Source organism: Spirosoma oryzicola, assembly GCF_021233055.1.
GTDB lineage: Bacteria > Bacteroidota > Bacteroidia > Cytophagales > Spirosomataceae > Spirosoma > Spirosoma oryzicola.
Genome location: NZ_CP089538.1, coordinates 5,324,993 through 5,351,327, shown reverse-complemented (window position 1 = coordinate 5,351,327; position 26,335 = coordinate 5,324,993). Strand labels below are relative to the sequence as shown.

Here is a 26,335-nt window from a genome sequence, read left to right as displayed (position 1 = left end):
GCAGTAACGCAAAAACTTACCGGCTCGATACAAACGCTTCCCGTAAGGTGCTGTCAGCGGGGGCGTTATGATGCCAGTAATCAGTCAAAATAGTTTTCTTTAAAACGGCTCTGGAGGTCAGAAGGTTGTCTTTGCTCTTGTAGGTTTCTTCCCAACCGACGATTTTGTGCGGAAACCGACTCTCAAAAATAATAACCAGCGTTCGGTGGTCGGTCGGATATTCGATGGTATAGGAGTTAAGAAACTTGCCGGGGTATAAAACACCTTCGTAATTCGCTACCTTAACGTTGGCGGTTAGGGGGGCAAGGTGTTTGTGGCGCAATCGGGCGGCAGTCGTTCCCGGTACGAGTTGAATCTGACCCTTGGGTAGCTTGTCCGGATTGATTCGAATGCGATTCCAAAGTTCGTCCTCTAGCATACCTTTGCCAAAGGTATACTCTTCATCCGCTTCTGACTCTTCATAGGACTTCCCTATCACCACATATCCATTGTTGCGATAGTTGATTTGCGTGTAGCTATGGCCGCTCCAACCCTGTTCAGATGCGCTAATTTTCAACGTATTGGGAAACAAAGGATTGTTGATGGGCGTGAAAACGGACGTGAGAAGCGAATGCTCCGTCAGACCCGTAACAAACTTCTTCGATAGCGTTGTCTTTAGCACAGGAATGGCTCTTTCCTGACCATCGGGCGTCTGAGCTTTTACCTGTTTATCCGTTCGAAAAGCCTCGATTTCGAAAAGCAATACCGCTTCGCCCGGATTCAAGGCCCCGTTTTGCGCCTGTTCGAGCCGGTAGCTGTTTACTTCTGCTTTGCCCGTAGACCAATAGTTGTCGAATCCGTTTGGTGTGTCATTCGCTGGTACTGTTGTACTACTGGCCGACTGCTGAAAGATAGTTGCTCTCATGGCAAAGGCGAAAACAACCGCGAGGGCAAGTACGATAAGCAAAAAGTTTTTCTGAACGAACATAAGGCGCTTGAGGATTCGGCCGGGCAAAAGTCTGGCAGTTTCGCTTATCTTACAACTCTTTACCCAAACAATTACCCAATCATGATACAACCTTACTCGCGACTCCTGTTAATTGTTTGCTGCTACTGTTTCATTTTTCGGTCGCTATTCGCCCAGGTTGAGAAAGCCCCGGCGCGTCAGGAAGGCGAAGGCCCGTTTGGCAAACTCATCATTCGAGGTGTTACGCTGATTAATAGTACGGGTGCACCGCCCGTTGGCCCGATGGACATTGTGGTCGAAAAAAACCGGATTACCCAGATCCGGCAAGTCGGCTATCCGGGCGTTCCGATTGACGCAAAAAGCCGCCCGAAAGCCAACCCCGGCGACAAAGAACTAAACTGCGAAGGAATGTACCTGATGCCGGGTTTCGTGGATATGCACGGACATATTGGTGGACAGGCACAGGGTGCCAATGCGGAGTATGTATTCAAGCTGTGGCTTGGTCATGGCATCACTACCATCCGCGACCCGTCGTGCGGGAATGGGCTCGACTGGGTACTCGAACACCGCGCCAAAAGCGAACGCAACGAGATTACGGCGCCCCGAATAAAAGCCTATACCGTTTTTGGGCAAGGCGCAAAAGAGCCGATCAGTACGCCCGAACAGGCACGCGCCTGGGTACAGCAGAACGCCAAACGCGGGGCCGATGGAATCAAGTTTTTCGGCGCAGAACCAAATATTTTCCGGGCGGCCCTGGAAGAAAATAAAAAATTAGGTCTGCGCTCGGCTTGCCATCACGCGCAATTGGAAGTGGCCCGCATGAATGCGCTGGCTACCGCTAAAGCTGGTCTCACCTCCCTCGAACACTGGTATGGCCTGCCCGAAGCCTTGTTCGACAACAAGACCGTCCAAAACTATCCGGCAACGTACAACTACAGCAACGAACAGAACCGCTTCGAAGAGGCCGGAAATCTCTGGCAACAGGCTGCCAAACCCGGTAGCGAACGTTGGAACAAAGTGATGGACGAACTGATTACCCTCGATTTTACCCTTGATCCAACGTTTAATATCTATGAAGCCAACCGCGAGCTGATGCTGGCCCGACGCGCTGAGTGGCACGATGACTACACCATGCCGAGTCTGTGGCGCTTCTACGGCCCCAGCCGAATTTCGCATGGGTCCTACTGGCATTCGTGGGGAACCGAGCAAGAAGTAGCCTGGAAGAAAAATTACCAGCTCTGGATGGAATTTATCAACGAGTACAAAAACCGGGGTGGTCGTGTTACGGCGGGATCTGATTCCGGCTTCATTTATCAACTATACGGTTTTGCATACATCCGTGAGTTAGAACTCCTGCGCGAAGCTGGTTTTCACCCCCTCGAAGTGATCCGGGCGGCTACGCTGAAAGGTGCCGAAGCCCTGGGCATGGTCGATCAGATCGGTTCGGTCGAAGTAGGTAAACTAGCGGATTTTGTCATTGTCGATCAAAATCCGCTGGCTAACCTGAAAGTGCTTTACGGAACGGGGGCCATCCACCTAAACGATAAAAACGAAGTAGAACGGGTTGGCGGTGTAACGTACACGGTAAAAGACGGTGTGGTGTACGATGCCAAGAAATTGCTGGCCGATGTACGCAAGATGGTTGCCGATGCCAAAGCGAAAGAGAACTTCGAAATTAGTCAGCCGGGCGTAGCTCCCAAACCGGGAAAAATATCAGGCGGCAAAAATTAATGGGCCATCATAATCTCTAAATAAGGCTGGCCTGAGCATAACCTGGGCCAGCTTTTTTTGTAGGTACAGAATGCATCGAATGCGTAAAGATTCGACCTGGATTACTTTGTTCAGCTAAACCACAATACCAAACCGATATGGAAGAAGTTGCCTTCACCATGAAGTTAAAACCCGGCGTTGAAGCGGAATATAAACGGCGTCACGACGAAATCTGGCCGGAGCTGTCGATGGCTTTGACCGAAGCCGGAGTGCGTGATTATTCGATCTATCTGGATCGTACCACGAACACGTTGTTTGCCGTGCAGAAGCGCGTGGATGGCCACTCCGCCGAATTGCTCCACGAATTACCTGTTGTGCAGCGCTGGTGGCAATACATGGCTGACCTGATGGATACCAATTCGGATAACTCGCCGGTCGTGCAGTCGCTGGAACGGATGTTTCATTTGGACTGAACCGTCTGGTTATCGTCTTGACGCTTGTTCAGGTACTTCAAAGCCGGTAAGACGCCAATCAAGCTTAGCCCTAAGCTGGTCAGTGTAAAAACCGCGTGCGAGAACGTAGCCCAGATAACACCGTTGTTCAGGCTGACAGCATACATCAACAGGGTGCGGCTCGCCAGGAAATGATACGAGCCAATATTCGCCTGCGTAGGAATAGTGATGCTACCCAGTGATGTAACAGCTACGATGGTCAAGGCTGCCGAAAAAGGTAAGTTTTCCGTGATGGGCAGCGCAAGGAACAAAACATAAATGGCTACCAATGATAAACCGTGAATGAGGATGTTAACGAGCAGGAAAACCGGTAAATTCGGTATATTGAAAACGCTGCTGACTCCTTTCTGCAATCCTGCCAGCTTATCCCGAAACTTGTACCGTTCGGGAAGAGCTAACCAGCACAAGCGGATAAGCCACAAACCAAGTAATCCGGCCAGAACAACTCCGGCAATAAGCAAAACGAGTTGTAGCCCCGAAAGCTGCTGGTAACGTTCGTTAAGAGATGTGTACTGACTGACGTAGCTAACTAGCCGATTGGTCTGCACCAACAACGTTAATAATAAAATAACAGCAACCGCCATTAAGTCGGCGATTCGTTCGCCAACTGCCGTACCGACGCTTTGCGGAATCGGAACACCATCCGACCGGTATAGGAGCGTACACCGGATAAGTTCGCCCGTACCCGGAATGATAAGCCCCGCGACATTACCCGCCATGGTCGCTAGTAGCGCCCGTCCGAGCGTTGGCCGAAAGCCCAGGCTGTTCAGCATCATTTTCCAGCGGATAGCTCGTAGTAGCGTCTGCGTGGTTACAATAAGAGCCGCTCCGATGATCCATTCGGGCAATGCCTGCTTTAGCTGGCTGGTAAGATCAGCTAAGGGAAGTCCTCGTAAAGTATACACTAATAAAGCAAGTGCTAACAAAATAGGCAGGAATCGCTTTAGTATTGCCTTCATTGGCACGGGCTTTGTAGAAAGGTGAGTACGTCTTTAGACCGCAAAATAACGATTAGAGCTATAGCTGCATATCGGCTAAAACCCTAAATTTGTTTACCGCTAACCCAATCCGGTACTTACTAGTAATGGCTAAAAAAGGAAAGAAACCAATTGCCGGCGCTGTTCGGCCTGTTGCCACTGTTTCTACCCCGCCCCAGTCGTCCAGTGTTAAACTCCCGGTTACGCCGTCGAGTGAGCCTACTCCTCCCAAACCTAGACCAACTCCCCCCAGCGATGCGCTGATTTGGTTCGATAAACGCGTGAAGTGGACCTTAGGGGCATTTGCCGGGCTATTTTTGCTGTTTGTTTTGCTAAAATGGCATTACGTATCACTACCGATCTGGAACACCATTCTGCCGGACGGTTCAGCACCGACGCGGGGTCTGGTAGCCGGTACGCCCAAGCAGATTCGGATGGACGACTACGCCGTGGGAGCGCCTTGGATTCTATCGAACGTGATCAATGGGTTTCCCGAAGAAAACGAAGCGATTGGTGGCCTAAAGACGCCGTTATTGACCGTACCCGTCAAACATCCGGTTTCTGTTTTCAAGATCGGCTACTGGGGTTTTTCGTTTCTGGATGCCGAACGGGGTTACGCCTGGATGTACGATAGTAGTCCTTTTGTCTTAGTAATCAGTGCTTTCTTGTTTTTCCTGCTCGTTTCCCGAAACCAGTACTGGCTATCGCTGACTGGAGCGCTAACGTTGTTGTTCTCGTCCGGTACGGTTCGGTGGTCGTTCATTCCGTCTGCTATCATTGGTTATTGCTGTGCGGCTTTTGTGGTTGCCGTTTATCTTTTCTACGAACGAAAACCGCTCCGCATCGCGCTCTTTTCGCTGTTACTGATCTGGATCGTCTGCGTGTATGCATTGATTTTGTACCCACCGTATCAGATCCCGTTAGCGTACTTATTCGGTATGGCGCTCGTCGGTTATATCATCAACAATCGGCAGACCATTTTTCCGCTTAAAGCGGTCGGGCTGAAGCTGGTCATGCTTGCGGGAGCCGTTGGTTTAGCTGCGTTGGTACTGTCGAGTTTCTTTTCTGATGTGCAGGAAACGTTGAAAGCGGTAACAAGCACCGTGTACCCTGGCCAGCGGAGCGAAACCGGCGGTACGGGCTTTATCGCCAACTGGTATTCGGAGTACTACAGCTGGTTTTTCTCCGATCAGGTGTTTCCCAAAAGCTGGCTCAACATCTGCGAACTGTCGCATTACCTGAATTTTGCACCCGTTATTATCCCGTTGACCATTGCCTTGTTTGTGCTGAATCGCCGGATCGACTGGATGCTCGCTGCGGCTGCGTTGTTTGTCGTGCTGATGTGGGTATGGATTGAAATCGGTTTTCCCGCCGGACTGGCCAAAACCAGTCTGATGAGCATGGTGCCGACGCGTCGGGCGCAGATTCCGATGGGTGTGGGCTGTATCGTGCTGCTGTTTCTGTACCTGGGGGCAATTCGCGATGCTTATCAGCAGGTTCCGCTATGGGCGAATGCGCTGGCGATTGCGGGCGTTATTGCTTTTGTGGCCTACACTGCTTACGTCAACGTGAATGATTCCGACGGACTGATCAAACCTTACCAGACGTTTATGCCGGTCGTGTTTTTCTCGCTGATGAACGCGTTGCTGGTGTTTACTATTCCTTTCCGCTACCGAACGGCTATTTTCTGCGCTGGATTATTAATTTTCCTGCTACCAAACGTAAAAGCAAACCCACTGTCGAAAGGGCTTAGCCCCATTACCGACAACAGCTTTTATAAGACGGTTCGGCAGTTGGTAGTGCAGGACCCGCAGGCTCGCTGGCTTGTTAATGGCAGTCAGTTCATTTCGTACATGGTTACGGCCACGGGAGCCAAACAGATTACGGGCGTTAAATACATTCCTGACCGCAAGCATGTTTTCAGCGTGCTGGACCCGCAGATGAAACGTGATTCGGCCTACAATCGCTACGCCCACGTTACGAACCAAAGCTACATCGATGGGAAAGATTCGGTGATCATCGTCAACCAGTACGAAGATGGGTACGTGATTGCAATGGACCCCTGTTCGCCCCGGATGAAGAAGCTCAACGTGAAGTATCAGGTATTCGATCACCAGCCGCAACCCGTGGAAGTGCGCTGCATGAAATCGGTGGCGACGCTTGGTTCGCTGACGATCTATCAGGCCAATCCGTAACGATCCGCTTATGCAGCCTGCAAAGCCCAACATTCTGGTAATCGTACCGTGTTTCAACGAACAGGGTGCTATTGCCAGTGTCGTGCGCGATCTGGTAGCGGTTCGCCAGCGGGAGGGGTATCAGCTGGACGTGCTCGTCGTCAACGACTGTTCGACGGATAAGTCGATGGACATAATTCGGACGCTGCCTTGTCTGTACTTGAATTTGCCGGTTAACTTAGGGATTGGTGGGGCGATGCACAGCGGCTACCGGTATGCCTATCTGCATGGTTACGACATTGCTGTTCAGGTGGATGGCGACGGCCAGCATCCCGCCGATGAGTTACCAACCGTGTTGGAACCTATTCTTAAGCAGGAAGCCGATATTTCGATTGGATCACGGTTTATCAATCGGGAGGGGTTTCAATCGTCCTTCAGCCGTCGGGTAGGCATCAAATACTTTCGCTGGCTCAATCAGTTGTTGATCGGGAAAACCATCCACGACAGTACATCAGGCTTCCGGGCGTTTAACCAACGAACGATAGCGATTGCCAACAACTATTATCCCGACGAATACCCAGAGCCGGAATCCATTGTTCAGTTTGGATTGCAAGGGTTACGCATCAAAGAAGTACCGGTTCGAATGCGGCACCGGCAGGAAGGCGTCTCATCGATCAATACCAGCCGGGCGTTTTATTACATGCTCAAGGTATCGCTTGGCATATTGTTTATGTATTTTCGTTTAGTAAATAAACGCGCTGACTGATGGCTACGTTGCCCATAACGATACAGGTTATCAGCCTGCTGGTGGCTTTTCTGGTGATGCTGTTCATCGGTCGGCTGATCGTGCGCGGAAAGCTACGGGAAGAATATGCTATACTCTGGATTGTCTGTACGATTATCCTGATCGTTTTTTCGGTTTGGCGTCGGGGACTGGAGCAGATTGCACTTACGTTGGGCGTATTCTATCCGCCTTCTCTTGTTTTCCTGGCGGCCATATTCGCCGTTCTGGTGTTTCTGGTACACTTATCGGTGGTTGTATCCCGGTTGCAAAGCCAGATCAAAACGCTGTCGCAGGAAGTTGCGCTGCTTCGCCACGAACTCGAAAGCCGTACTGCGGTGAAGGAGGCTTCAACCAGCCAAATCGCTGAACCAGCCGCGACATCTGAGTAATATGCTTCCGTCCATCAGCGTCATTACGCCTTCCTACAATCAGGGTCAGTTTATTCGCCAAACCATCGAATCGGTATTGTCTCAGGAATACCCCAGACTCGAATACATCGTTGTCGATGGCTTATCAACCGACAATACTCTTGCTATTGCGAAATCGTACGGCAATCGATTGACGCTGGTAGCCGAGCGGGATCGGGGCCAAACGGATGCTATCAACAAGGGACTTCGGCTAGCTACCGGTGATGTTGTGTGCTGGATTAACTCCGACGATTACTTTCTGCCCGGTACGCTGATGGCCGTAGGGCAGTTTTTTGGTAATCACCCCAATGCGCTCTGGCTGACCGGTGACTGTCAGATTGTAAACGAGAGTGGTCAAGTGATTCAGGAGCCGGTTCGGCAGTATAAACGACTGCTGCGGTCGCTAGTGCCGGCGGTATATATGGGCGTAACGAATACAATCTGCCAACCCGCAACGTTCTGGCGTCGGTCGGTTCACGAGCAGCTTGGCTACCTCGACGAATCACTGCGGTACACGATGGATTACGATTGGTGGTTGCGCTTATTGACGTGTCAGCCACCAGCGGTCAGTCGCCAGTTGTTTACTGCTTTTCGAATTCACCAGGCGTCGAAAGGGGGAAGCGAATTCGAAAAGCAGTTTGCGGAGGATTACGAAACGCTGCTGCGTCACTACAAATCGCCAATGGTTCGCGCCCTGCATCGGTGGCACAACCAGGCAATTGTCGAAGTGTACAAACGGATCAAATAGTCGGTTGCGACTTTCCGATGGCTTCGTCTAGTAGCCGACGGAAATGAATATCGGTCTGCTCCCAGGTGAAATGACTGGCCTGTTCAACAGCTCCCACCGATAACTGTTGCCAATACGCTTGGTCATCGAACAACAGCGCCAGTTTATCCGCCAGATCGCGGGCATTTCCTGATTCAAAATAAAGACCCGATTGACCATCCGCGACGGTTTCGCCCGTTCCACCTGTTCCTGTAACAACGGCGGGCGTACCGCAGGCCAGTGCTTCGATGACCGATAACCCAAACGGTTCATTATGGGCAGCATGGACCAGCACGCGGCTGCTGCAAAGTAAATGGGCTAATTGCTCATCCGTGTAAAATTCGTCGATGATCTGCACGGAATGTGCGATACCAAGATTGGCCGCGAGTTCGGTAAGCGTAGCCTTCTCGAAGCCTTTTCCTTTGATAACGAGCTTAATATGTCGGTATTTTTCCTGTTGGTGGAGCAGATGAACGGCCTGGATGACTAAATCCGTGTTTTTGAATTTTGATAACACCCCGACCATGACGACCTGCGGCAATCGCTTGACGGTTGGGCGCGTGTGAAAAACGTCATGAGCAATGCCCCCGTAGATAAGTCGGATTTTGTCGGCTGCAAGCGTTGGAAAGGTCGTTTTTACTTCCTCAGCCGAGAAACGAGAGTTTACTTCCACCAGATCGGTGACGGGCATTAGCGTCTGTTCGATCCAGCGAAACAACGGATTGACCAGCTTCAGCCCCCAGCGCATGTAGGTTGGTTTGATGGAGTCGATCCACGCTTTGGAGAAGATAAAGGCCGTTGGTTCGTGACAGACATAAATAAGCGTAACCTTTGGGCGTAGCATCTTGTAAAACCAGCCCCACCAGTTAGCCGGAAACGGCTCTGAAACAATCACGGGTGTATCGAGCGCGCGTGCAGCCCGGTAGATTCGCCAGAACATAAGCGGATAAAGTACCCAGAACCAGATCGACGAAGATAGTGGGCCGCCTACGTCGACAAAACGAACGCCCGCCTGCCGGGCTTCCGCGACAATGGCCGGATCGGAGCGAACCGATACGATAGTAATCTCCCAATCATGACGAATAAGTTGCAAACAAACCTGTAGCAGAAAGGTAGTGGACCCTCCAGCCAGCATACAGTGTGGATGCAAAAACGTAACTCGTTTTGTCATGATGGTGCTAAATTCCTCGTTTTGTTCGGTATTGAATAGACAAATACAGTCGATATAACAGGTTAAGCGCGGGCTTGACGACGTAAATTTGTGGCTTGGCAATCAACGCAGCTAAGGCAGTAGATCCCGTTGGGTTCGGCGAAATGTGTTTGTCAATCGTTTTGATTCCTTCGCGGCAGGTTTGGGCATCGATTGTGCCGGTAATAATACCCACCAGCAGGGCCATTATCCACCGCTTGGCCTGATAAGCGCGCCATTCCGTAATGTCTTGAACGCCATTAGGTAGGTAATTAATAAGCCGTGGCGACTCTTCCAGCAATTGACAACTCTTGCCCAAGTCGCCAATATTTTCGAGTAATCGCGCTCCACCCAATTTTCCGTCTTTGGCGGTCCATACCCGAAACTTGGCTAGCGGTTTATCTATATAGATGACATCGCCATGCTCGTGCAGTTTGAACAACAAGGCTACATCGAAGGCATATGTGATCGCACCATCCAGCAAATAACGTACCTGTTCATAAGCCGAACGTTTCATGATACCGCCCGGAATCCAGGCGAAAAAAGGTCGTGAGTGAAGCAGTTCGGTTAATGATTCGGCTGCTGAGCGAACTCCCGATTTTTTACGGTTGGTGTACAGGCGAACCTTTGTAATGTCTTTGTGGTCAACGTTTTCAATTTCGCAGTAAGCCACCGCTGCTTTTGGATTGGCCAGCAACTGGTCCGCCAGTGTTTCAATCGCTGTTGGGTAAATCCAGTCGTCGGAGCAGAGAAACGAAATGTAGTCGCCCGTGGCCTGATCGGCGGCAAACTGAAAATGCCGGACCATTGGCAGAAACTCCGGTGGTTTTACTACACGTAAGCGAGGATCCTGAATTGTCGTCAGAAAAGCAGGTACATCGTTTGTCGAATGGTTGTCCGACACAATCACTTCAATGTGCGGGTACGTCTGATTCAGCGCACTTTCCAACGCCTGCTGAAAAAACGGCAGTTGTTGGTTATAAAGCGGAATGACGATGCTGAAAAGCGGTTGCGACGGACTAAGCATAATCTTACTTCACACGCTTCAGGTAGCCTTCGGGGGCTACTGAAATTAATAATTTATTGTCGATGGCGTGATCGATTTCAAACGCGTCGGTTTGCTTCATAAACTCCCACACGGCTGTTTTGGGGTTGTTGCCCTGATCCCACGGACGGTCGTACATCCTGGCGGGCATATCTTCGACAATCGTGTCGAACACAACTAGATATGATCCGACCGTTACGAAGGGCGAATACAGTTCCAGTTCGCGCAGGACGTGCTCGTGGGTGTGGTTCGAATCCAGACAGACCATCACTGTTTGCTTGCCAACCGCCCGTTTTTTGACTTCTTCCACCAACCTTTCATCGATAGCCGAGCCTTGTAGCATCGTGATGCGTTTAAACATCGGATGCGCTTCGATCTCCCGGCGATTATGATCGCGAATGTCAATGTCGATGCCGATAACTTCACCTTTGCCGATCAGTTCGAGCAGTGACGCATAAAAAATCAGCGAACCACCGTGAGCAATGCCCGTTTCGATAATCAGGTCGGGTTGGATGCGCCAGATTAGTTCCTGCATGGCAATCATATCCTGCGGATACTGAATGATAGGACGTCCCATCCAGGTGAAGTTATAAGAGTATTTCTCGCGATTCGAGGCAATGTTGAAGGCCCGCGCAGCTTCTACCAGATCGGTTTTCTCTGGGTAAGACGCAATTCGTTCGGCGCATTCGTTCTTGAAATCAGTGATCGGGTCGGTGCTTGTCATGGGTTAGTTAGGGATTGAAGTTTGGCTGGATGGCCCCAGAAGGCCAGCGGTTCATAATCGGGATACGGGTAATAACCCAGATTTAGCGTTAACGCGTATTGATGCTCCTGCATAAATCGTTCCACCAGCGTCCGTACAGCAATCGGTTGACCGCTGGCGCAGTTAATAATGCCGGTAATCTGCTTTTGCAACGCTATTCGTACGAGGTTATTGGCTACGCTGGTTACGGGTAGATAATCGCGCAGCTGCTCGCCTTTCGACATGTTGAAAACCGGCTCGTTTCGTAGCGCAGCTGCTTCGACCTGTGCCAAAAGCGACCTGGGATTTTGCCCCTTGCCGAACATGTAAAACAGCCGTACCCACTTGAACAAAATATTCCGATCGGCTACGAACAGGTCAAGGGTTTTGCGGAGCGTATCTTTCGCTAAGCCGTAAGCAGTCGTAGGCTGCGTTGGTAGGTCTTCCGTAAGGCAACCGCTTTGCAGGCCATATTCCAGACAGGTTCCCGTCACGGTGAGGTCCGTCAGGCCATTGGTCAGCAGATTGGTTAAAAATCGATAGTGTTGCAGCCAGTATGTGTCCAGGTGCGCCAATGATTTGTAATCCGGCAAGCCTTGCCAGGCTAAATGAATGACCGCGTCAGGTCGTTCAAAGTAAGTAAATAGGTCTTTTTCCGAAAAATCAGTGCTTATGTCGAATGGAATGAACGTCACGTTCGATAGCCAGGGCGCACCAGTAGGCTTCGTACGCGCTGTAGTAATGACACGAACATCATGCGTTGCCAACAACTGCTCTACGACATGGTTGCCGATAAAACCCGTTGCGCCGGTGACCAGTACTGTCTTGACGTTGTTTACCATACCGTCAGTTGAGGGATGGCGACAACAAACTGACCGCCCCATTCACGAATATACGCCAATTGCTGCGTGATTTCGTCGCGCAGGTTCCAGGGTAGAATCAATACGTAGTCGGGCTTCTGCGTTTTGAGTTGGTCTTCGTGAACGACTGGAATGTGGCTGGCGGGCAAAAACTTGTTTTGTTTGGCCGGATTGGCGTCCACCACAAAGTCGATGAAGTCATTTTTAACACCGCAGAAATTCAGTAGCGTATTGCCTTTGGCTGCAGCGCCGTAAGCCGCTACCGATTTGCCCGCCCGCTTTTGATCCAGTAAAAAGTAAAGTAGGTCGATTTTTACGCGTTCGGCTCGCTGCTGAAAATGGGCGTAATAAGCCATCGTCGTCAAGCCCGTTGCTGTTTCTTTTTGCAACAAAGCCGTAACGTTTGGCGAAATCGGTTTCGTCGGATCATCCGCGTGTTTGGCGTAAATGCGTAACGAGCCGCCGTGCGTTGGGAGTTCATCAACATCGAACAGTACCAACCCCTGCGATTCAAAAATCCGGCTGACCGTATAAAACGAGAGGTACGAAAAGTGCTCGTGGTAAATCGTATCGAACTGGTTCTGCTCGACCAGGTTCAACAAGTGCGGAAACTCCATCGTGATAACACCCGTTGGCTTCAGCAGTATTTTCATGCCGGCCACGAAATCTACAATGTCTGGTACGTGCGCCAAAACGTTGTTGCCCAACAGCAGATCCGCTTTGGAGTCGGTCAGTGCCAGCTCATGAGCCAGTTGGGTTCCGAAAAAGCGGGTGATGGTCGGTATTCCTTTTTCAATGGCTACCGCAGCCGTGTTTGCCGTTGGTTCGATGCCCAGTACCGGAATCTGCTTTTCGGCAAAATATTGAAGCAAATACCCATCGTTGGACGCAATCTCAACAACCTGCGAGTCGGCATTTAAACCAAAACGTCCGGTCATATCCGCTACATACCGTTTGGCGTGGGCGAGCCAACTGGTTGAGAAAGACGAAAAATACACGTACTCGTTGTCGAAAATAGCATCTGACTTTTTGTACTCGTCAATCTGAACCAGAAAGCAATTGGGGCAGGTGTATACCTTCAGGGGATAAAACGTCTCCGGTTCGTTTAACTGCTCACGTGTCAAAAACGAGTTCGACGCGGGCGAATTGACCAGATCGATAAAAACGTGCTGAAGGGGCGTTTGGCAAAAGCGGCAATGCATGAGGCTATACAGTTAAACCAGTAAATTGGTCGTTCAGGAGTGGATGGCTGGCGTCCCGGTCCGAAAGGTCGCTGACGGGCAGGGGCCAGGTGATGCCAATTCGTGGGTCGTTGTACCGAATGGCTCCTTCGTGATCGGGTGAATAATAGGCGCTATGGCAGTAAATCAACTGGCAGTCCGTCGTGAGCGTTTGAAATCCGTGCGCAAATCCTTTCGGAATGTAAAGCATATGTCCGTTATCGGCTGATAATTCGGTGCCAAACCAGCACCCAAACGTCGGCGATTGGGCGCGCAAGTCAACAATAACGTCGAACACCCGACCGGCAACACAACGAACTAATTTGATTTCGGCGTTGGACGGGTGCTGAAAATGCATACCGCGAATGGCTCCGGTCTGGCACGTCATGGAGTGATTCATCTGTACCCAGTCGTCGTGGTGGCCGATCTGTGCGAAAGCCGCTTTGTCGTACGTACGGGCAAACCAGCCCCGGTTATCGCTGCGGGGTGATAGCTCGATCAGGTAAGCACCCGGTAAAGAAGTTTCTGTAAACGTCATCGGGTCCAGATCTGGTTTGTGGCCTGTGCCTGTTGTACATAGGCCGTCAGGTCAGCGGTTGTGAGAAGCTGGTTTTGCTCGTAATAGGCACGGTACCAGTCGATGGTGCGGGTAATAGTCGTTGGCATATCCCAAACCGGGTACCAATTGAGTTGCTCGTGCGCTTTGGTGCAATCGAGCCGGAGCAAATGGGCTTCGTGCGGATTGTCAGGCGAAGGTGTTTCGTGGTAATTGATAGCCGACCAGCGGGTTTGCGCCTGTCGCACAACGGCTCGTACGGGTAAAATGTCTTCGGGCGGTGGACCAAAATTCCAGCCGGTTGCTGCGGTTATGTCGCCCATGAGTAAGCGCTCTCCTACGAGCAAATAACCCGACAACGGTTCCAGCACATGCTGCCAGGGCCGCACCGATTCGGGGTTTCGGATCGTAACGGGCTGATTGGAAACGCTACCCCGGATCAGATCAGGAATCAGCCGGTCTTCGGCCCAGTCACCACCGCCAATAACGTTACCGGCCCGAACACTGGCTACCAGCGTTTGATGCGTTTTGCCGTAGTTGGTCGGATTGAAAAATGAGTTTCGGTAGCTATTCGTCACCAGTTCAGCGGCTCCCTTGGACATGCTGTACGGGTCATAGCCACCCATACGGTCAGTCTCATTCAGGGGTCGGCCATCTTCCGGATTTTCGTAACATTTATCGCTGGTCACAATCACAACGGCCCGTACTGATGGCGTCTGACGAACGGAGTCCAGTATTTTAGCCGTTCCCAGAATGTTCGTTTCGATTGTTTCCAATGGGTTCCGGTACGAGTAGCGAACCAACGATTGAGCCGCCATATGGATGACTACATCGGGCTGGTGCGCATCAAAAACCGTTTGTAGCCGTTGCTGATCGGTGATGTTGCCTAGCTCATGCGTTATGGGCAGTTGAAGCAGTTGAAGCAATTCCCAATGGTTCGGATGGGTCGGAGCGGGCAGCGAATAGCCAACCACATTGGCACCCAGTTCGTGTAGCCAGTAGGCAAGCCACGATCCTTTAAAACCCGTATGGCCGGTAAGTAATACGGTTTTGTTGCGGTACTGATCGGCGAATAACGTTGTCATGCAGAAGCCTTTACCAGATTTTCCACTCAGCCGTGCCCGCACTCCAGGCCGTTTCCAGTTCTAGTTTGTCGCGAAGGGTATCCATCGGTTTCCAGAAGCCGTGATGTTTGAAGGCCATAAGCTCTCCTTCGGCAGCCAGGGTTTCCATCGGATAGCGTTCCCAGGTGGTACTGTCGCCCGCAATGTAGCCAAACACCTCCGGCTGACAAACGAAAAAACCGCCGTTTATCCAGGCTCCGTCGCCCTTTGGTTTTTCGAGAAACGAGCGAACACCATTGGCATCGTCAACGTCCAAAGCGCCAAAGCGAGCCGAAGGTTGTACCGCCGTTAACGTGCATCGTTTTCCCTGTGCCTGATGAAAAGCAACTAACTGGGTAATGTCAACGTCGCCGACGCCATCACCGTAGGTCATCAGGAATGGCTCATTGCCGATATGATGTTGCACCCGCTTGAGTCGTCCGCCCGTCATGCTATCGATACCGGTGTCTACCAGCGTAATCTTCCAGGGTTCGGCCTGCGAATTGTGAACCTGAACCTGATTGGTTCGCATATCGATTGTTACATCCGACTGATGCAGAAAGTAATTGGCGAAGTATTCTTTGATCAGGTAGCCTTTGTAGCCAAGGCAAACAATGAATTCGTTGAAACCGTGAGCCGAATAGATCTTCATGATATGCCAGAGAATGGGCATACCGCCAATTTCTACCATCGGCTTGGGCTTGACGACGGTTTCTTCACTCAAACGAGTGCCTAAGCCTCCGGCAAGAATCACAACTTTCATACAGCCTGGTTTAAGGTGCCAATTCGGAATAAGAAGTTACTAGTGGCCGTGCAAATATCATGCAAGGTTGCCGTTGAGCGGTCAGAAACCAATGGTTTTTTAACCGCAGATAAAGAACTCGCTATACGTCCAACGTGCTGTCGAGCAGCTGGTCTGTTTGCGTTTGCCCGTCGTCAATGCGTAACCATAAGTTATAATGACCTGGTTTGAGCTCTTTTTTGTCCAGAATGCAGGAAAAGCCTGGTTGCGTGTAGTGACGGGATAACAGGCGATCCTCCTGATCATTCCAGGTATGAACTTGAGTAGCGAAAGCGTAACAGGCTGACGAAGACCGAGCAACGAGTTGGACCGATGCCTTCCGGGGAAATGTGCCATTGACCAACGCCCAAGACCGGTAGAAAATCAGGAAATTACCTGCTTCTACTGGCTTCGCTTCGTACGTAACGCTGTTTGTCTGCTTTAGATGGGTTGGATCGAATGGTTGAGGGGCGCTTTTCAGATCGTTGAAGGTGACCGGCGGTATTTGGTAGATACCTTGTTTGTGAGCCGTGGCGTAGATCTTTTTCGGAAACTCTTGATTCGACCAATGAAAGGACAGATTCGCGGGGTTGTTGTTGTAAAAAGCGCTGCTGTAACGCATCGTGCGTGTTCGGTCGTAGATACGCTGGCGGTTGCCCTGATTGATGGGCGATATATACACAAAAACCGCAAGGGCCGTATAACCCGCTAAGACGCCAAGGCGCAGCAAACGGTGTTCGATGAGCTGGAGTGCCAGCACCGATTGCGTAGCAAACAGCATAACGACGACAATACCGTAGCGTGGTGTTGTGGCGTGTCCGAGACCCATTCCCGAACGGGTTGCCATAAGCGACAAACAGGTCAGATATAGAAATAACAGCCAGCCGATGACGGGTAAATTGCTACTTATGCGCTTCGTATACCAGGCGTAGCCGAGTAAACCAAGTGAGAAAAGCAGCGACGCGATTCCAAAGAGCAGACTGGCCGTTGGCCGTCCGGGACCTAAAATCATGCCGGTCAACGTAAAAAAGTACGCAATAGCCCGTCCGCTATGGTTGAACAACGAATCAACGACATCAGGGTGGTAGGGTGGCCGGATGTATCCCAAAAAGTAGAAAGCGATTGTCAATGCACTGACTACCAGCCACAAAACGAGCTGTCTGTACGATTGGATCAGTAGGAGCAGAGCGGCACCCGTTACAAACGTAAACATACCATTACCACTCGTAAACGTCGCCAGGATAGCCGCTCCGCAGGCAAGGGCAAATGCACCCCGACCGGGTCGGCTCAGGCTGTATAAACTAAGCATGGCAAATGGAATGACATACAGGTTTTGCAGAGCAGCCATGCTCCAGGTCGATAGCTCCCAGTATTGAAATAAAAAGAGTGAATAAGCTGCCGGCAGCAGAAAAAGCAACTTCTGATGCAGTGGAAATCCCCGAAAGGACGCTTTAAAAAAGAGCAGGCAAATCAGGACGAGCGAAAGGTTACCAACAAGTATCAAATGGCTGAAATTCAATTCGCCGAACAAGGCATAATCGGCCAGAAAGACCAGCCGGTCAAAGACGATGCGGTGCTCGTTATACTGCGAAAAAAGCAGTATAAGCTTTCCACCAAATGTCAGGTTGCCAAATGCGTAGTCCGAAACAAAACTTAGTGCGCTATTAAAATCGTCCTCGTACGGAAAATTGTACGCGTTCTCAACGATGGTTACGAAATAGATGACGGCTGGTACAAGCAGTAAAACGCCAAAGAAAACGGCTAATACGGGCGATACCCGCCCTGATTCTGCTGACAAATCTGCTGACGGGGTCTTCAATCCGGTAGAAGGATCAATAGACCGGGCTTCTAATCGCCCGTATTTTTTGATGGGTACTAAAAGTCGAAACAGGTGGGTAGCCCCGGTTGTAGGCGTTACCATTTAGTAAAGTAGTCGAAAGTTGAGGTGGTAAGTATAGCGGATTATCCACTAGCAGACAAGGAAAATGCGCGTCTGTGATCCTAGCGCAGGGGTGATAGCAGAGTAGAACCTACTGTTTACCCGTTGTTCCAAAAACGGTATTTATAAGACGCAGCCAAGATAGAGTTGGGTTGAATTGATATAACAGGATAAATCCTGCTCTGTAGCATCTAGTCTATGGCTAACCTATTCATTCACAGTTAGTAGAATGCACCGGTAATCGGTAGGTGGAAGCGCGAACTGCAACGCTACTAATTGCGTTTGACTAGCATAGAATCCTTTGACAAGCGGCTTAGTTTATACCTCTTTTTACGGGACGGTTGTGTAAATTTGCATCTTATACAGAAGCTATCTTTCGATGAAGTTAAACCTTCGTTACCAGGAGTCATTTGAAGACCGTCACCACGGTCAAACCGATTCGGCTCATGCCGAAATGCTCCAAACCATTTCAGCGACCGGCTTACCGGTTGAATCCATCGACGAACTAATTGACCAGACGGTTCCGGCTACCATCCGGCTCCCCCGACCCCTTGATCTGCCCGCGCCTAAATCGGAGACGCAATTCCTGGCGGATTTCAAGAAGCTCGCTGGCCAGAACAAGGTTTTCAAATCGTATATCGGTACCGGTTACTACGATACCATTACACCGAACGTTATTCTTCGGAATATTCTGGAAAACCCGGCCTGGTATACCGCTTACACGCCTTACCAGGCCGAGATTGCACAAGGGCGTCTGGAAGCGTTACTCAATTTCCAGACAGTAGTATCTGACCTAACAGGTATGGATCTGGCAAATGCCTCGCTGTTAGACGAAGCGACTGCCGCAGCCGAGGCCATGCACATGCTGTACGCGATGCGTCCGGCGGCCAAAAAGACAGCGAGTACGTTCTTTGTTTCGGAGCGTTGCCATCCGCAAACGATCGATGTTATCCTGACCCGTGCGACGCCAATAGGAATCAACGTACTGGTTGGCGATCACCGTTCGGTCGATCTTACGAACGCCGAAATTTTCGGCGTTCTGCTTCAGTATCCGGCTTCTGACGGCGAAGTATTCGATTATACAGATCTTATTTCGGCAGCGCATGAATTGGGCATCACGGTAGCTGTTGCCGCCGATCTGCTGGCTCTGACGCTGCTAACCCCTCCCGGCGAAATGGGCGCTGATGTGGTCGTTGGTTCGGCGCAGCGCTTTGGCGTTCCGATGGGTTTTGGTGGCCCACACGCGGCTTACTTCGCGACCCGCGATGCGTTCAAACGCCAGATTCCCGGTCGGATCATCGGTGTTTCGCAGGATGCCGAAGGTAAACCAGCGTTACGGATGGCTCTGCAAACGCGTGAGCAGCACATCCGGCGCGAAAAAGCGACATCAAACATTTGTACGGCACAGGTTCTGCTGGCCGTCATGGCGGGTAGTTACGCGGTGTACCACGGTCCGCAACGGCTCCGGACGATTGGCGAAAAAGTACACGCGCTGGCAAAAACCTTCGCGACAGCGCTACGCTGGAGCGCTCACGAGCTTAGCACCGAAAACTATTTCGATACGGTAACCGTAAAAGTCGGTGATGTTGAGTCGATCAAAAAATCGGCGCGGGCGTCGCAGATAAACCTACGGTATTTGCCCGATGGTGAGCATGTCAGCGTGTCGTTTGATGAAACGAAGACCGTAGACGACGTTCTTGAACTGATGTCGATCTTTGGCGTAAAATGCGATCTCGACGCGATTATCGATAGCCTGGAAATCACCTGGCCTGAGCGCCTTGTTCGTCAGTCCGATTATTTGACGCACCCGGTTTTCAATACGCATCATACCGAGCACGAAATGCTGCGTTATCTGAAGTCATTGGAAGAGAAAGACCTTTCGCTGGTTCATTCGATGATTTCACTCGGTAGCTGCACGATGAAGCTGAATGCTACTGCCGAAATGATTCCGGTAACCTGGCCTGAATTCGGCAAACTGCATCCATTTGCGCCAAAGGATCAGACGTTGGGCTATCAACAGCTTTTCAGCGATCTAAACGATTGGCTGTGCGAAATCACGGGTTTTGCCGCTATGTCGCTGCAACCAAACTCCGGTGCGCAGGGCGAATACGCTGGTTTGATGGTAATTCGGGCTTACCACGAAAGCCGGGGCGATCATCACCGTACGGTATCGTTGATCCCGCAGTCGGCGCACGGTACCAACCCCGCCAGTGCCGTTATGGCAGGTATGAAAGTTGTGATCGTTAAATGCGATGAGCGTGGCAACATTGATGTCGCGGATCTGAAAGCAAAAGCTGAACAATACAGCAATGATCTGTCGTGTCTGATGGTGACCTATCCATCGACGCACGGTGTTTTTGAGGAAAGCATTAAAGAAATCTGCGAAGTTATTCACCAGCATGGTGGCCAGGTTTACATGGACGGTGCCAATATGAATGCGCAGGTCGGTCTGACCTCACCCGCAACGATTGGGGCCGATGTGTGTCACCTGAATTTGCACAAGACGTTCTGTATCCCTCACGGTGGTGGCGGCCCTGGTATGGGACCAATCGGTGTGGCGGCCCATCTGGCTCCGTTCCTGCCCGGTCATGCGCTTGTGCAAACGGGTGGCGATCAGGCAATTCATGCGGTGTCGGCAGCTCCGTACGGTTCGGCCAGTATTCTCGTCATTTCCTACGCGTACATTGCCATGATGGGTAGCGAAGGATTGACCAACGCTACGAAGCGGGCTATCCTGAATGCGAACTACATCAAGGCGCGGCTGAATGGTCATTACGATACGCTATACACCGGAGCCAATGGCCGGGCTGCGCACGAAATGATCGTTGATTGCCGTCCGTTCAAAGCGGCTGCGGGCGTTGAAGTTGAAGATATTGCTAAGCGGTTGATGGATTACGGGTTCCACGCGCCAACGGTTTCGTTCCCGGTAGCCGGAACGTTGATGATTGAACCAACCGAATCCGAATCAAAGGCCGAGCTTGACCGCTTCTGCGATGCGATGATCGCCATTCGTGAAGAAATTCGCGAAATTGAAACGGGCGTTGCTGAGCGGAATAGTAACGTGCTGAAACATGCACCGCACACGGCAACGGTGGCATTAGCTGACAACTGGAACCGGCCTTACTCGCGTGAGAAAGCCGTTTATCCATTGCCATACGTGCAGGCTCGCAAATTCTGGCCGAGTGTTAGCCGGATTGACTCGGCGTACGGTGACCGGAATCTGGTTTGTTCCTGCGTACCAACGGACGCTTACGCAACAGAAGTTGCTGAAGAAGCCGGTATGGAACAGCAAGCCTAATTCGGTTTAAGTATTGTGAAAAGCCAGTCTGCGGAGAACAGACTGGCTTTTTGTTTGTAATGTTTCGTTCAGAGTCTAGCAGCTATACCGACACTTCCAGCAGCAAAAGAATCGCGTCATTGGATAAGGCTTCAAACTCGACTTCTTCATTTTTGATATCCGTTAGCGCTAAACCGTCCCGTTCGTGCAGCAATCGATTTTGTACTTCAAAAACACCGCTGATCACAAACACAAAAACGCCATTGACTTTCGCTGGCTCACCGGACTTTGTGACGGAATAACTAACCTCGTGCCGCCCATCATACCGACCGATAAAAGCAGCCAACCCGCTCGCACTGGTACTAGCCAGTGGATTGATGGGCAATAACTCGTTTTTGTTGGTTAGATCGAAGCTAGTTTGTTTCAAAGCGGGCGCAAATGAAGTGTAATCAGACGATAGCCAGATGTGCAGAAAGTTGATAAACTCGGTTTCGTACGGATTAACGACTTCATACGTCATGCCCGCAGCTAGTGAGAAAAGCTGTACTTGTCCGGCTTCCAGGAAACCGTCTCCTAAAGCGCTGCGGTATTCAAGTCCACCAGCAATTGGAAGAATAAATACTTCTGTATCGGTCTCGACGGTCATTTTAATACTGTGACCTGCTTTCAACGTATCGTCGTTGACCAGTTGAAGCGGGCCAAATGGTTTGCGACTTTCGTCAAAATAAGACCCGAAATTAAAGCTGTGAAAGCTACGAAACGAGTCGAGTTGTGAACATCCGCGCTGGTCCGACAGGTAGATCTGAGCTTGCGTTTGCGTATCCATCGTTTTCAGGCTAACGTTCCGGTCTGTACGAATGAAACGTTCAGGTAAGGTTGCAACGCCAGCAGGTCAGTTTCTATCTCTTTCCCTTCGTGTAGGGACTGACGTTGATCACCATAGGCAATCAGTAACGAATTGCCTATAGTGTCAATCCAGGTAAGGGGCTCACTGTAGAAAGAGATAGCCACTTTGTGCAGCTCCTTGTTCTGAAGGTGCGACTGTAAAATCTCGAACTTGAACTGAGTAAAAGGCAAGCACAGTTTTCCCGACGCATTGACAATTTCGGGAACAATACCATTTAGCTGTCTGATATAACCGATTGCCGCTCTGCTGGTCAGGTAATGCAACTTGTCGGCCTCAGGAACGTGTGTTAACAACTCCTGAAAGGTGCTATACGTATTATCCTGATTGTAAGACTGCGCCTGCATGTAAAACTCTTGGTAGGTATCGTCAAACACGTACTTGTCCCACGCCTTCTGGGACGATGCGTCGATAATTTTACGGTAACTCAACCGAATAAGCCCTTTTATCATGTATTCATTTCGCCTGAAAAGCACCAAGTGGATGCTCGATGCTTTCGGCTATTGGTTGTGCTATGCGCTAACAACAATAGTGTGCGTCAATGTGTAACCGCCGGACAAACTACCTGATACGGTCGCTAGCTCCGTAGTGTAGCCATCGCCAAACACGTTATCTTTTTCGTTTTTGGTATCCTGTGCGCCTTTCGTGTAACCGTAGGACTGCCCGGTTGTATAAACTGTGTTTGCGATGTCGTACGGAAAAGCAATCTGAGTTACCAGCAACGACTTGCCAGACGAATTGTAGATATGGACGTGAATGTGCGGAGCGCGCCCTGAATACCAGCCCGGAAAGATCGATGTGAAGGAAACCAGACCATTCGAGTCGGTCGTTTGACGCCCCCGCAAAAAGTCTACGTTGGTGTAGTTGGTGCTTTGCATGCCTGTTCCGCCATATTCCGAGTAGTTGCCATCCTTGTCGCAGTGCCAGACATCGACCAGTGCTCCGGCGAGGGCCGCACAACTGCTGTTCGCGTTCTTAATGGTGATGTTCATTGTGAAGGCAACACCCGTGCGGTCGTCGCGGATGTCTTTCCGGACAAAGTTGGCTGGCTTTTTCGTTGGGAAAGGACCCTCCGTTTCGCTGGGCGTTACCGAGCAATCGCTGGATGAACTACCGTTGGTAGAGCCAGTAGACGAGCTTGTTCCTGATCCAGTCGTGGTCGTACTTGTTGGGTCGATTTCGGTTGATGAGCAACTCTCGATCATCGGTACAACCGCAGCGATGCCAAGTAAGCTACTAAATCCTCGCTTCAAAAATTCCTTACGTTCCATAGGGGTTACTGCTATTCTGGAGTTGATATATAACCCAATACGCTGACCAATAAGGAATCGTTGTGCTGAGGAATGGCTTTGAGGTGAATCGAACAATTGTGTCGGTTAATCTTGAAAAATAGGTAGGCAAAGTAATCTCTGAATAGGTTGTGCCCGGTGGGGTCAGGTTCTCAAACCTGACCCCACCAGCTGGTTTAGACTCCAAACTGACGAAAAAAGTCAGCTTCGTAGCTGGCTCCAATGGGAATCTCGCGTTCAGCCAGTAAGATGGTTTTGTTTTGAACGGCTTCAATGCGGTTGAGCGGTACAATGTACGACCGGTGCACGCGAATAAACCGTTCAGAAGAGGTGTTGAGACCGGCCAGTTGCTCCATCATTGCTTTCATCGTCATCCGGCAAACAATGGGTTTATCCTGTTTTCGATAGATTTTGAGATAATCATCCAAGCCTTCGATAAATAAAATGTCAGATAAGGGAATCTGATACAACCGATAATCGGCTCGTACGTACAGATAAACGGGCTTATCCTGCTCATGTAGCTGCCTGAATTGATAGGCATCGCGGGCTTTCTGAGCAGATTGCTCGAATCGTTCGAACGTAAACGGTTTGAGCAGATAATCAACTGCGTTGAGCGTAAAGCCTTCGACAGCGTACTCAGCATAAGCCGTCGTGAAAATAACAAGGGTCGGTTTAGGTAAAAGTTTATGAAAGTCGAGCCCTGACAGCGCAGGCATGTTGATATCGAGGAAAAGTAGGTCAACCGGATTGTTCGCCAAGTAAGCCAACGCTTCGTCGGGACGGACGAACGTTTTCTGCAAATCAATGAAATCGACTCGACCGCAAAAATTGGTAAGCACCCGAAGGGCAGGGGGTTCATCGTCAACGGCAATAGCACGAATCATGGCAGGGTCAGGTATAGATCGACCGTGAAATCACTGGGCTGATCGGTAATTAATAGTCGGTGCTGGTTTGGGTATACTAACGCAAGTCGCGCTTTTGTGTTTGTCAGGCCAATTCCGCTGGTCGTAACGGCTTCCTGGGCAACACGCACTTTTTTATTGAAGACGTGGCAATGCAATTCGTTGCCTTGAATCGACAGCTTAATTCGAATAGATGAGTCTTCACTCGGGTTGACACCGTACTTGAAGGCATTCTCAATAAAGGATATTAGAATCAATGGCGAAATCTGTTGCCCGTTGGCCTTACCGTTAATCGAGAAGTCAACGCGCACCGTATCATCCAACCGTAACTGTTGCAGGGCTACGTAATGGCTGATGTAGTCAAATTCTTTCGACAGAGGTACTTGCTTGACTGCCGTATCCTGGATTACATAACGCATCAGCGCCGAAAGCCGCGTGATCGCTTCGGCGGTTCGATCCGACTGCTCAATCGCCAGCGAGTAGATGCTATTCAGCGTATTGAACAAAAAGTGTGGATTGATTTGCGCTTTCAGGTACGACAGTTCGGTGTTTAGCTTTTCCCGTTCTGTTTCCCGCCATCGGTTGTTGACGCGGATAGCAAGTGACAACAAGAGGCCAATTGAAAAGAGAAGAAACGTCTGGCTTATTTCTGGCGGAAGTCCAGGCTGTTGCGATTGCGGCTTTGGGAAACTGCCAGGTGGGGGCAGAGGAGGGCGGTCAGGCGGGCCGAAACCAGGACCTGATCCAGTTGACCCAGGCGGAGGTGGCGGAGCTATCGCTAGCGGAGTCGATGTCCGGCGATTGATTCGGACCAGTGTTTGCTCAATAATGATAAAACAGCTAAGCAGGCAAAAAACGTAGAGGATGTAATTACGCGCAAAAAAATACTGTGGGATCAGCACGTAATAGTTTAGGTAGAAGAACGCAATTGTAAGCAGGTAGGAAAACAGATTACGCTGCTCATGGGGATTATAAGCGAGTTCGGACAGTTTCGAAAAGCCGTCTTCCGCGAAGATGTACGGCAGAGCAAGAAACGTCAGACAGCCGAAGGTATGCGTAGCAACCAGTAATACTTTCCTGTTCATTTGTGAAAATCAATACGGAAAGTTACAGAACCTGCTTCACTCACTACCGAAATATCGGTCAATCAATGAGTTCTGCCGGTAAACACGCGAATGATGAATACCACAAAACGCAACGGGTTGCTCATTGTGAGCAACCCGTTGCGTTTTATCAATGAGAACTGACGACCTAAGCAATGATCGCTTCGGCCAGAACCAGCACTTTGTTTTGTAATACTTCAACTACACCGCCGTCCACAGAAAATGTCTGCTGACCAGAGGCTGTCTGTACAACGATTGGGCCTCGGTCCAGCGTACTTACCAGCGGAGCGTGGTTGTTCAGAACCTGAAACTGACCTTCGCTACCCGGAAATGTAACGGCGGTAGCCTCACCAGAGAAGACCTTACGGTCGGGGGTAATAATATCGAGAGTCATAAAGATGATAGAGTATACGATGTATGATCTATGATTTGCTGTAATCGCAGGTCACCTGCTTTATATCATACATCAAACATCAGCTTACAGCACTCCTTTTACTAGATTAAGGATACTGCTTAGTTGGGTTTTTGCCGCTGGCTCAGCCGCTTTTGCCGCTAAACCACCCTGATCAAGCTTACTAACAGTTCCCAGCGCTTTTGAAATCAGTGACTGACCCGTTGACTGGCTTACACCGCCCAGCGACGACAATACACTGCCAATTCCGCTTAAACCACTTGTTAACTGACTACCTTTCCCGATCAGTGAGCCAGCCGTTAGCAGGCTCTCGAGCTGGTTTCCTCCCGACGCTAATTTCGCCAGATCAACCGCTTTCCCGAGAACACCGCTGCCCAAAGCACCTGTTGGTATTAAAGGTAGTAGCGCTTTTAGTTTGCTAACCTGAGCTAGTAACTTTGTCTTGAAGGAAGTTGGCTTTTGTTGCGCTTCGGCCTCCAGTCCAGCAATCCCTTCTTTAAGCTCCTGCGTCGTTGTCTCTTTATCGCCTTTCTTCAGCGCTGCTACAGCACTATCCAAATGAGCCGTAGACGAACTATCCTGTAAAGCCGGAGTAATTGACTTTTCGTTGATGGTGCCTATCGACCGAACGGGCATCGCTAATTCCGTTGTGATTTGGGCCGAAGTAACAGAAACAAAGAAGAGGCTTGCAGATAAAACGAGTATTCCTGAACGAAGTCTAATCGACGTTTTCATAA

At 50.4% G+C, this 26,335-nt stretch carries 25 protein-coding genes; 7 read left to right on the top strand and 18 right to left on the bottom strand.

Features of this window, described 5'->3' with window-relative positions:
* Positions 1-16 precede the first annotated feature (16 nt).
* Entirely contained in the window at positions 17-904 is an 888-nt protein-coding gene (locus tag LQ777_RS22535; protein ID WP_341871360.1) for a hypothetical protein, read from the bottom strand.
* A gap of 144 nt (positions 905-1,048) precedes the next feature.
* On the opposite strand from LQ777_RS22535, the gene LQ777_RS22530 reads away from it, so the two are divergent.
* Positions 1,049-2,677 carry an amidohydrolase family protein gene (locus tag LQ777_RS22530; RefSeq protein ID WP_232560191.1) on the top strand — a complete coding sequence of 543 codons (1,629 nt, stop codon included), beginning with the start codon at positions 1,049-1,051 and terminating at the stop codon, positions 2,675-2,677.
* Between the two features lie 137 nt (positions 2,678-2,814).
* The gene (gene rhaM / locus LQ777_RS22525) at positions 2,815-3,129 is read left to right on the top strand and encodes an L-rhamnose mutarotase (protein WP_232560190.1); all 315 of its coding nucleotides are present in this window, start codon (positions 2,815-2,817) and stop codon (positions 3,127-3,129) included.
* Here the strand turns inward: rhaM and LQ777_RS22520 are convergent.
* Positions 3,117-4,127: a lysylphosphatidylglycerol synthase transmembrane domain-containing protein gene (locus LQ777_RS22520; RefSeq protein ID WP_232560189.1), complete on the bottom strand. Its 1,011-nt coding sequence runs from the start codon at positions 4,125-4,127 to the stop codon at positions 3,117-3,119. The two genes, rhaM and LQ777_RS22520, sit on opposite strands and share 13 nt — an antisense overlap.
* A gap of 125 nt (positions 4,128-4,252) precedes the next feature.
* On the opposite strand from LQ777_RS22520, the gene LQ777_RS22515 reads away from it, so the two are divergent.
* The 4 genes from LQ777_RS22515 to LQ777_RS22500 are packed head-to-tail and all read left to right on the top strand — an operon-like array spanning position 4,253 to position 8,258.
* Positions 4,253-6,340: a DUF7657 domain-containing protein gene (locus tag LQ777_RS22515; RefSeq protein ID WP_232560188.1), complete on the top strand. Its 2,088-nt coding sequence runs from the start codon at positions 4,253-4,255 to the stop codon at positions 6,338-6,340.
* Positions 6,341-6,350: 10 nt separating this feature from the next.
* Positions 6,351-7,085 (top strand): glycosyltransferase family 2 protein, encoded by a 735-nt coding sequence (locus LQ777_RS22510; protein ID WP_232560187.1) that lies wholly within the window; start codon positions 6,351-6,353, stop codon positions 7,083-7,085.
* The gene (locus LQ777_RS22505; protein ID WP_232560186.1) at positions 7,085-7,492 is read left to right on the top strand and encodes a DUF2304 domain-containing protein; all 408 of its coding nucleotides are present in this window, start codon (positions 7,085-7,087) and stop codon (positions 7,490-7,492) included. The genes LQ777_RS22510 and LQ777_RS22505 overlap by 1 nt, the downstream gene beginning before the upstream one ends.
* 1 nt (position 7,493) lies before the next feature.
* Positions 7,494-8,258, top strand: a complete 765-nt coding sequence (locus LQ777_RS22500) for a glycosyltransferase family 2 protein (protein WP_232560185.1) — start codon at positions 7,494-7,496, stop codon at positions 8,256-8,258.
* On the opposite strand, the gene LQ777_RS22495 is transcribed toward LQ777_RS22500, so the two are convergent.
* From LQ777_RS22495 to LQ777_RS22455, 9 genes are all read right to left on the bottom strand, one after another.
* Entirely contained in the window at positions 8,251-9,447 is a 1,197-nt protein-coding gene (locus tag LQ777_RS22495) for a glycosyltransferase family 4 protein (RefSeq protein WP_232560184.1), read from the bottom strand. The genes LQ777_RS22500 and LQ777_RS22495 overlap by 8 nt on opposite strands.
* A gap of 7 nt (positions 9,448-9,454) precedes the next feature.
* Positions 9,455-10,492, bottom strand: a complete 1,038-nt coding sequence (locus LQ777_RS22490) for a glycosyltransferase family 2 protein (protein ID WP_232560183.1) — start codon at positions 10,490-10,492, stop codon at positions 9,455-9,457.
* Positions 10,493-10,496: 4 nt separating this feature from the next.
* Positions 10,497-11,234 (bottom strand): cephalosporin hydroxylase family protein, encoded by a 738-nt coding sequence (locus tag LQ777_RS22485; protein WP_232560182.1) that lies wholly within the window; start codon positions 11,232-11,234, stop codon positions 10,497-10,499.
* Entirely contained in the window at positions 11,231-12,094 is an 864-nt protein-coding gene (locus LQ777_RS22480) for an NAD-dependent epimerase/dehydratase family protein (protein WP_232560181.1), read from the bottom strand. Before LQ777_RS22480 ends, LQ777_RS22485 begins: the two co-directional genes overlap by 4 nt.
* Complete coding sequence (locus tag LQ777_RS22475) at positions 12,088-13,314, bottom strand: class I SAM-dependent methyltransferase (protein ID WP_232560180.1); 1,227 nt, start codon at positions 13,312-13,314, stop codon at positions 12,088-12,090. Before LQ777_RS22475 ends, LQ777_RS22480 begins: the two co-directional genes overlap by 7 nt.
* A gap of 4 nt (positions 13,315-13,318) precedes the next feature.
* Positions 13,319-13,870, bottom strand: a complete 552-nt coding sequence (gene rfbC / locus LQ777_RS22470; RefSeq protein WP_232560179.1) for a dTDP-4-dehydrorhamnose 3,5-epimerase — start codon at positions 13,868-13,870, stop codon at positions 13,319-13,321.
* Positions 13,867-14,973 (bottom strand): CDP-glucose 4,6-dehydratase, encoded by a 1,107-nt coding sequence (gene rfbG / locus LQ777_RS22465; RefSeq protein WP_232560178.1) that lies wholly within the window; start codon positions 14,971-14,973, stop codon positions 13,867-13,869. Before rfbG ends, rfbC begins: the two co-directional genes overlap by 4 nt.
* Before the next feature lie 10 nt (positions 14,974-14,983).
* Complete coding sequence (rfbF, locus tag LQ777_RS22460; RefSeq protein ID WP_232560177.1) at positions 14,984-15,754, bottom strand: glucose-1-phosphate cytidylyltransferase; 771 nt, start codon at positions 15,752-15,754, stop codon at positions 14,984-14,986.
* 121 nt (positions 15,755-15,875) lie between these two features.
* Positions 15,876-17,693, bottom strand: a complete 1,818-nt coding sequence (locus LQ777_RS22455; protein ID WP_232560176.1) for a hypothetical protein — start codon at positions 17,691-17,693, stop codon at positions 15,876-15,878.
* A gap of 397 nt (positions 17,694-18,090) precedes the next feature.
* Between LQ777_RS22455 and gcvP the strand changes: the two genes are divergently transcribed.
* On the top strand, positions 18,091-21,009 hold the full coding sequence (gene gcvP / locus LQ777_RS22450; RefSeq protein WP_232560175.1) for an aminomethyl-transferring glycine dehydrogenase: 2,919 nt from the start codon (positions 18,091-18,093) through the stop codon (positions 21,007-21,009).
* An 82-nt stretch (positions 21,010-21,091) separates the two neighbouring features.
* On the opposite strand, the gene LQ777_RS22445 is transcribed toward gcvP, so the two are convergent.
* The 7 genes from LQ777_RS22445 to LQ777_RS22415 form a co-directional block, all read right to left on the bottom strand.
* Positions 21,092-21,814 (bottom strand): pirin family protein, encoded by a 723-nt coding sequence (locus LQ777_RS22445; protein WP_232560174.1) that lies wholly within the window; start codon positions 21,812-21,814, stop codon positions 21,092-21,094.
* Positions 21,815-21,819: 5 nt separating this feature from the next.
* Complete coding sequence (locus LQ777_RS22440; protein ID WP_232560173.1) at positions 21,820-22,344, bottom strand: hypothetical protein; 525 nt, start codon at positions 22,342-22,344, stop codon at positions 21,820-21,822.
* A gap of 60 nt (positions 22,345-22,404) precedes the next feature.
* Positions 22,405-23,163, bottom strand: a complete 759-nt coding sequence (locus tag LQ777_RS22435) for a dioxygenase family protein (protein WP_232560172.1) — start codon at positions 23,161-23,163, stop codon at positions 22,405-22,407.
* Positions 23,164-23,357: 194 nt separating this feature from the next.
* On the bottom strand, positions 23,358-24,065 hold the full coding sequence (locus LQ777_RS22430; protein ID WP_232560171.1) for a LytR/AlgR family response regulator transcription factor: 708 nt from the start codon (positions 24,063-24,065) through the stop codon (positions 23,358-23,360).
* Positions 24,062-25,168, bottom strand: coding sequence for a sensor histidine kinase (locus LQ777_RS22425; RefSeq protein WP_232560170.1), 1,107 nt, complete (start codon positions 25,166-25,168; stop codon positions 24,062-24,064). The genes LQ777_RS22430 and LQ777_RS22425 overlap by 4 nt, the downstream gene beginning before the upstream one ends.
* A gap of 166 nt (positions 25,169-25,334) precedes the next feature.
* Positions 25,335-25,580: an ATP synthase F1 subunit epsilon gene (atpC, locus tag LQ777_RS22420; protein ID WP_232560169.1), complete on the bottom strand. Its 246-nt coding sequence runs from the start codon at positions 25,578-25,580 to the stop codon at positions 25,335-25,337.
* 84 nt (positions 25,581-25,664) lie between these two features.
* On the bottom strand, positions 25,665-26,333 hold the full coding sequence (locus LQ777_RS22415; protein ID WP_232560168.1) for a hypothetical protein: 669 nt from the start codon (positions 26,331-26,333) through the stop codon (positions 25,665-25,667).
* Positions 26,334-26,335 lie beyond the last annotated feature (2 nt).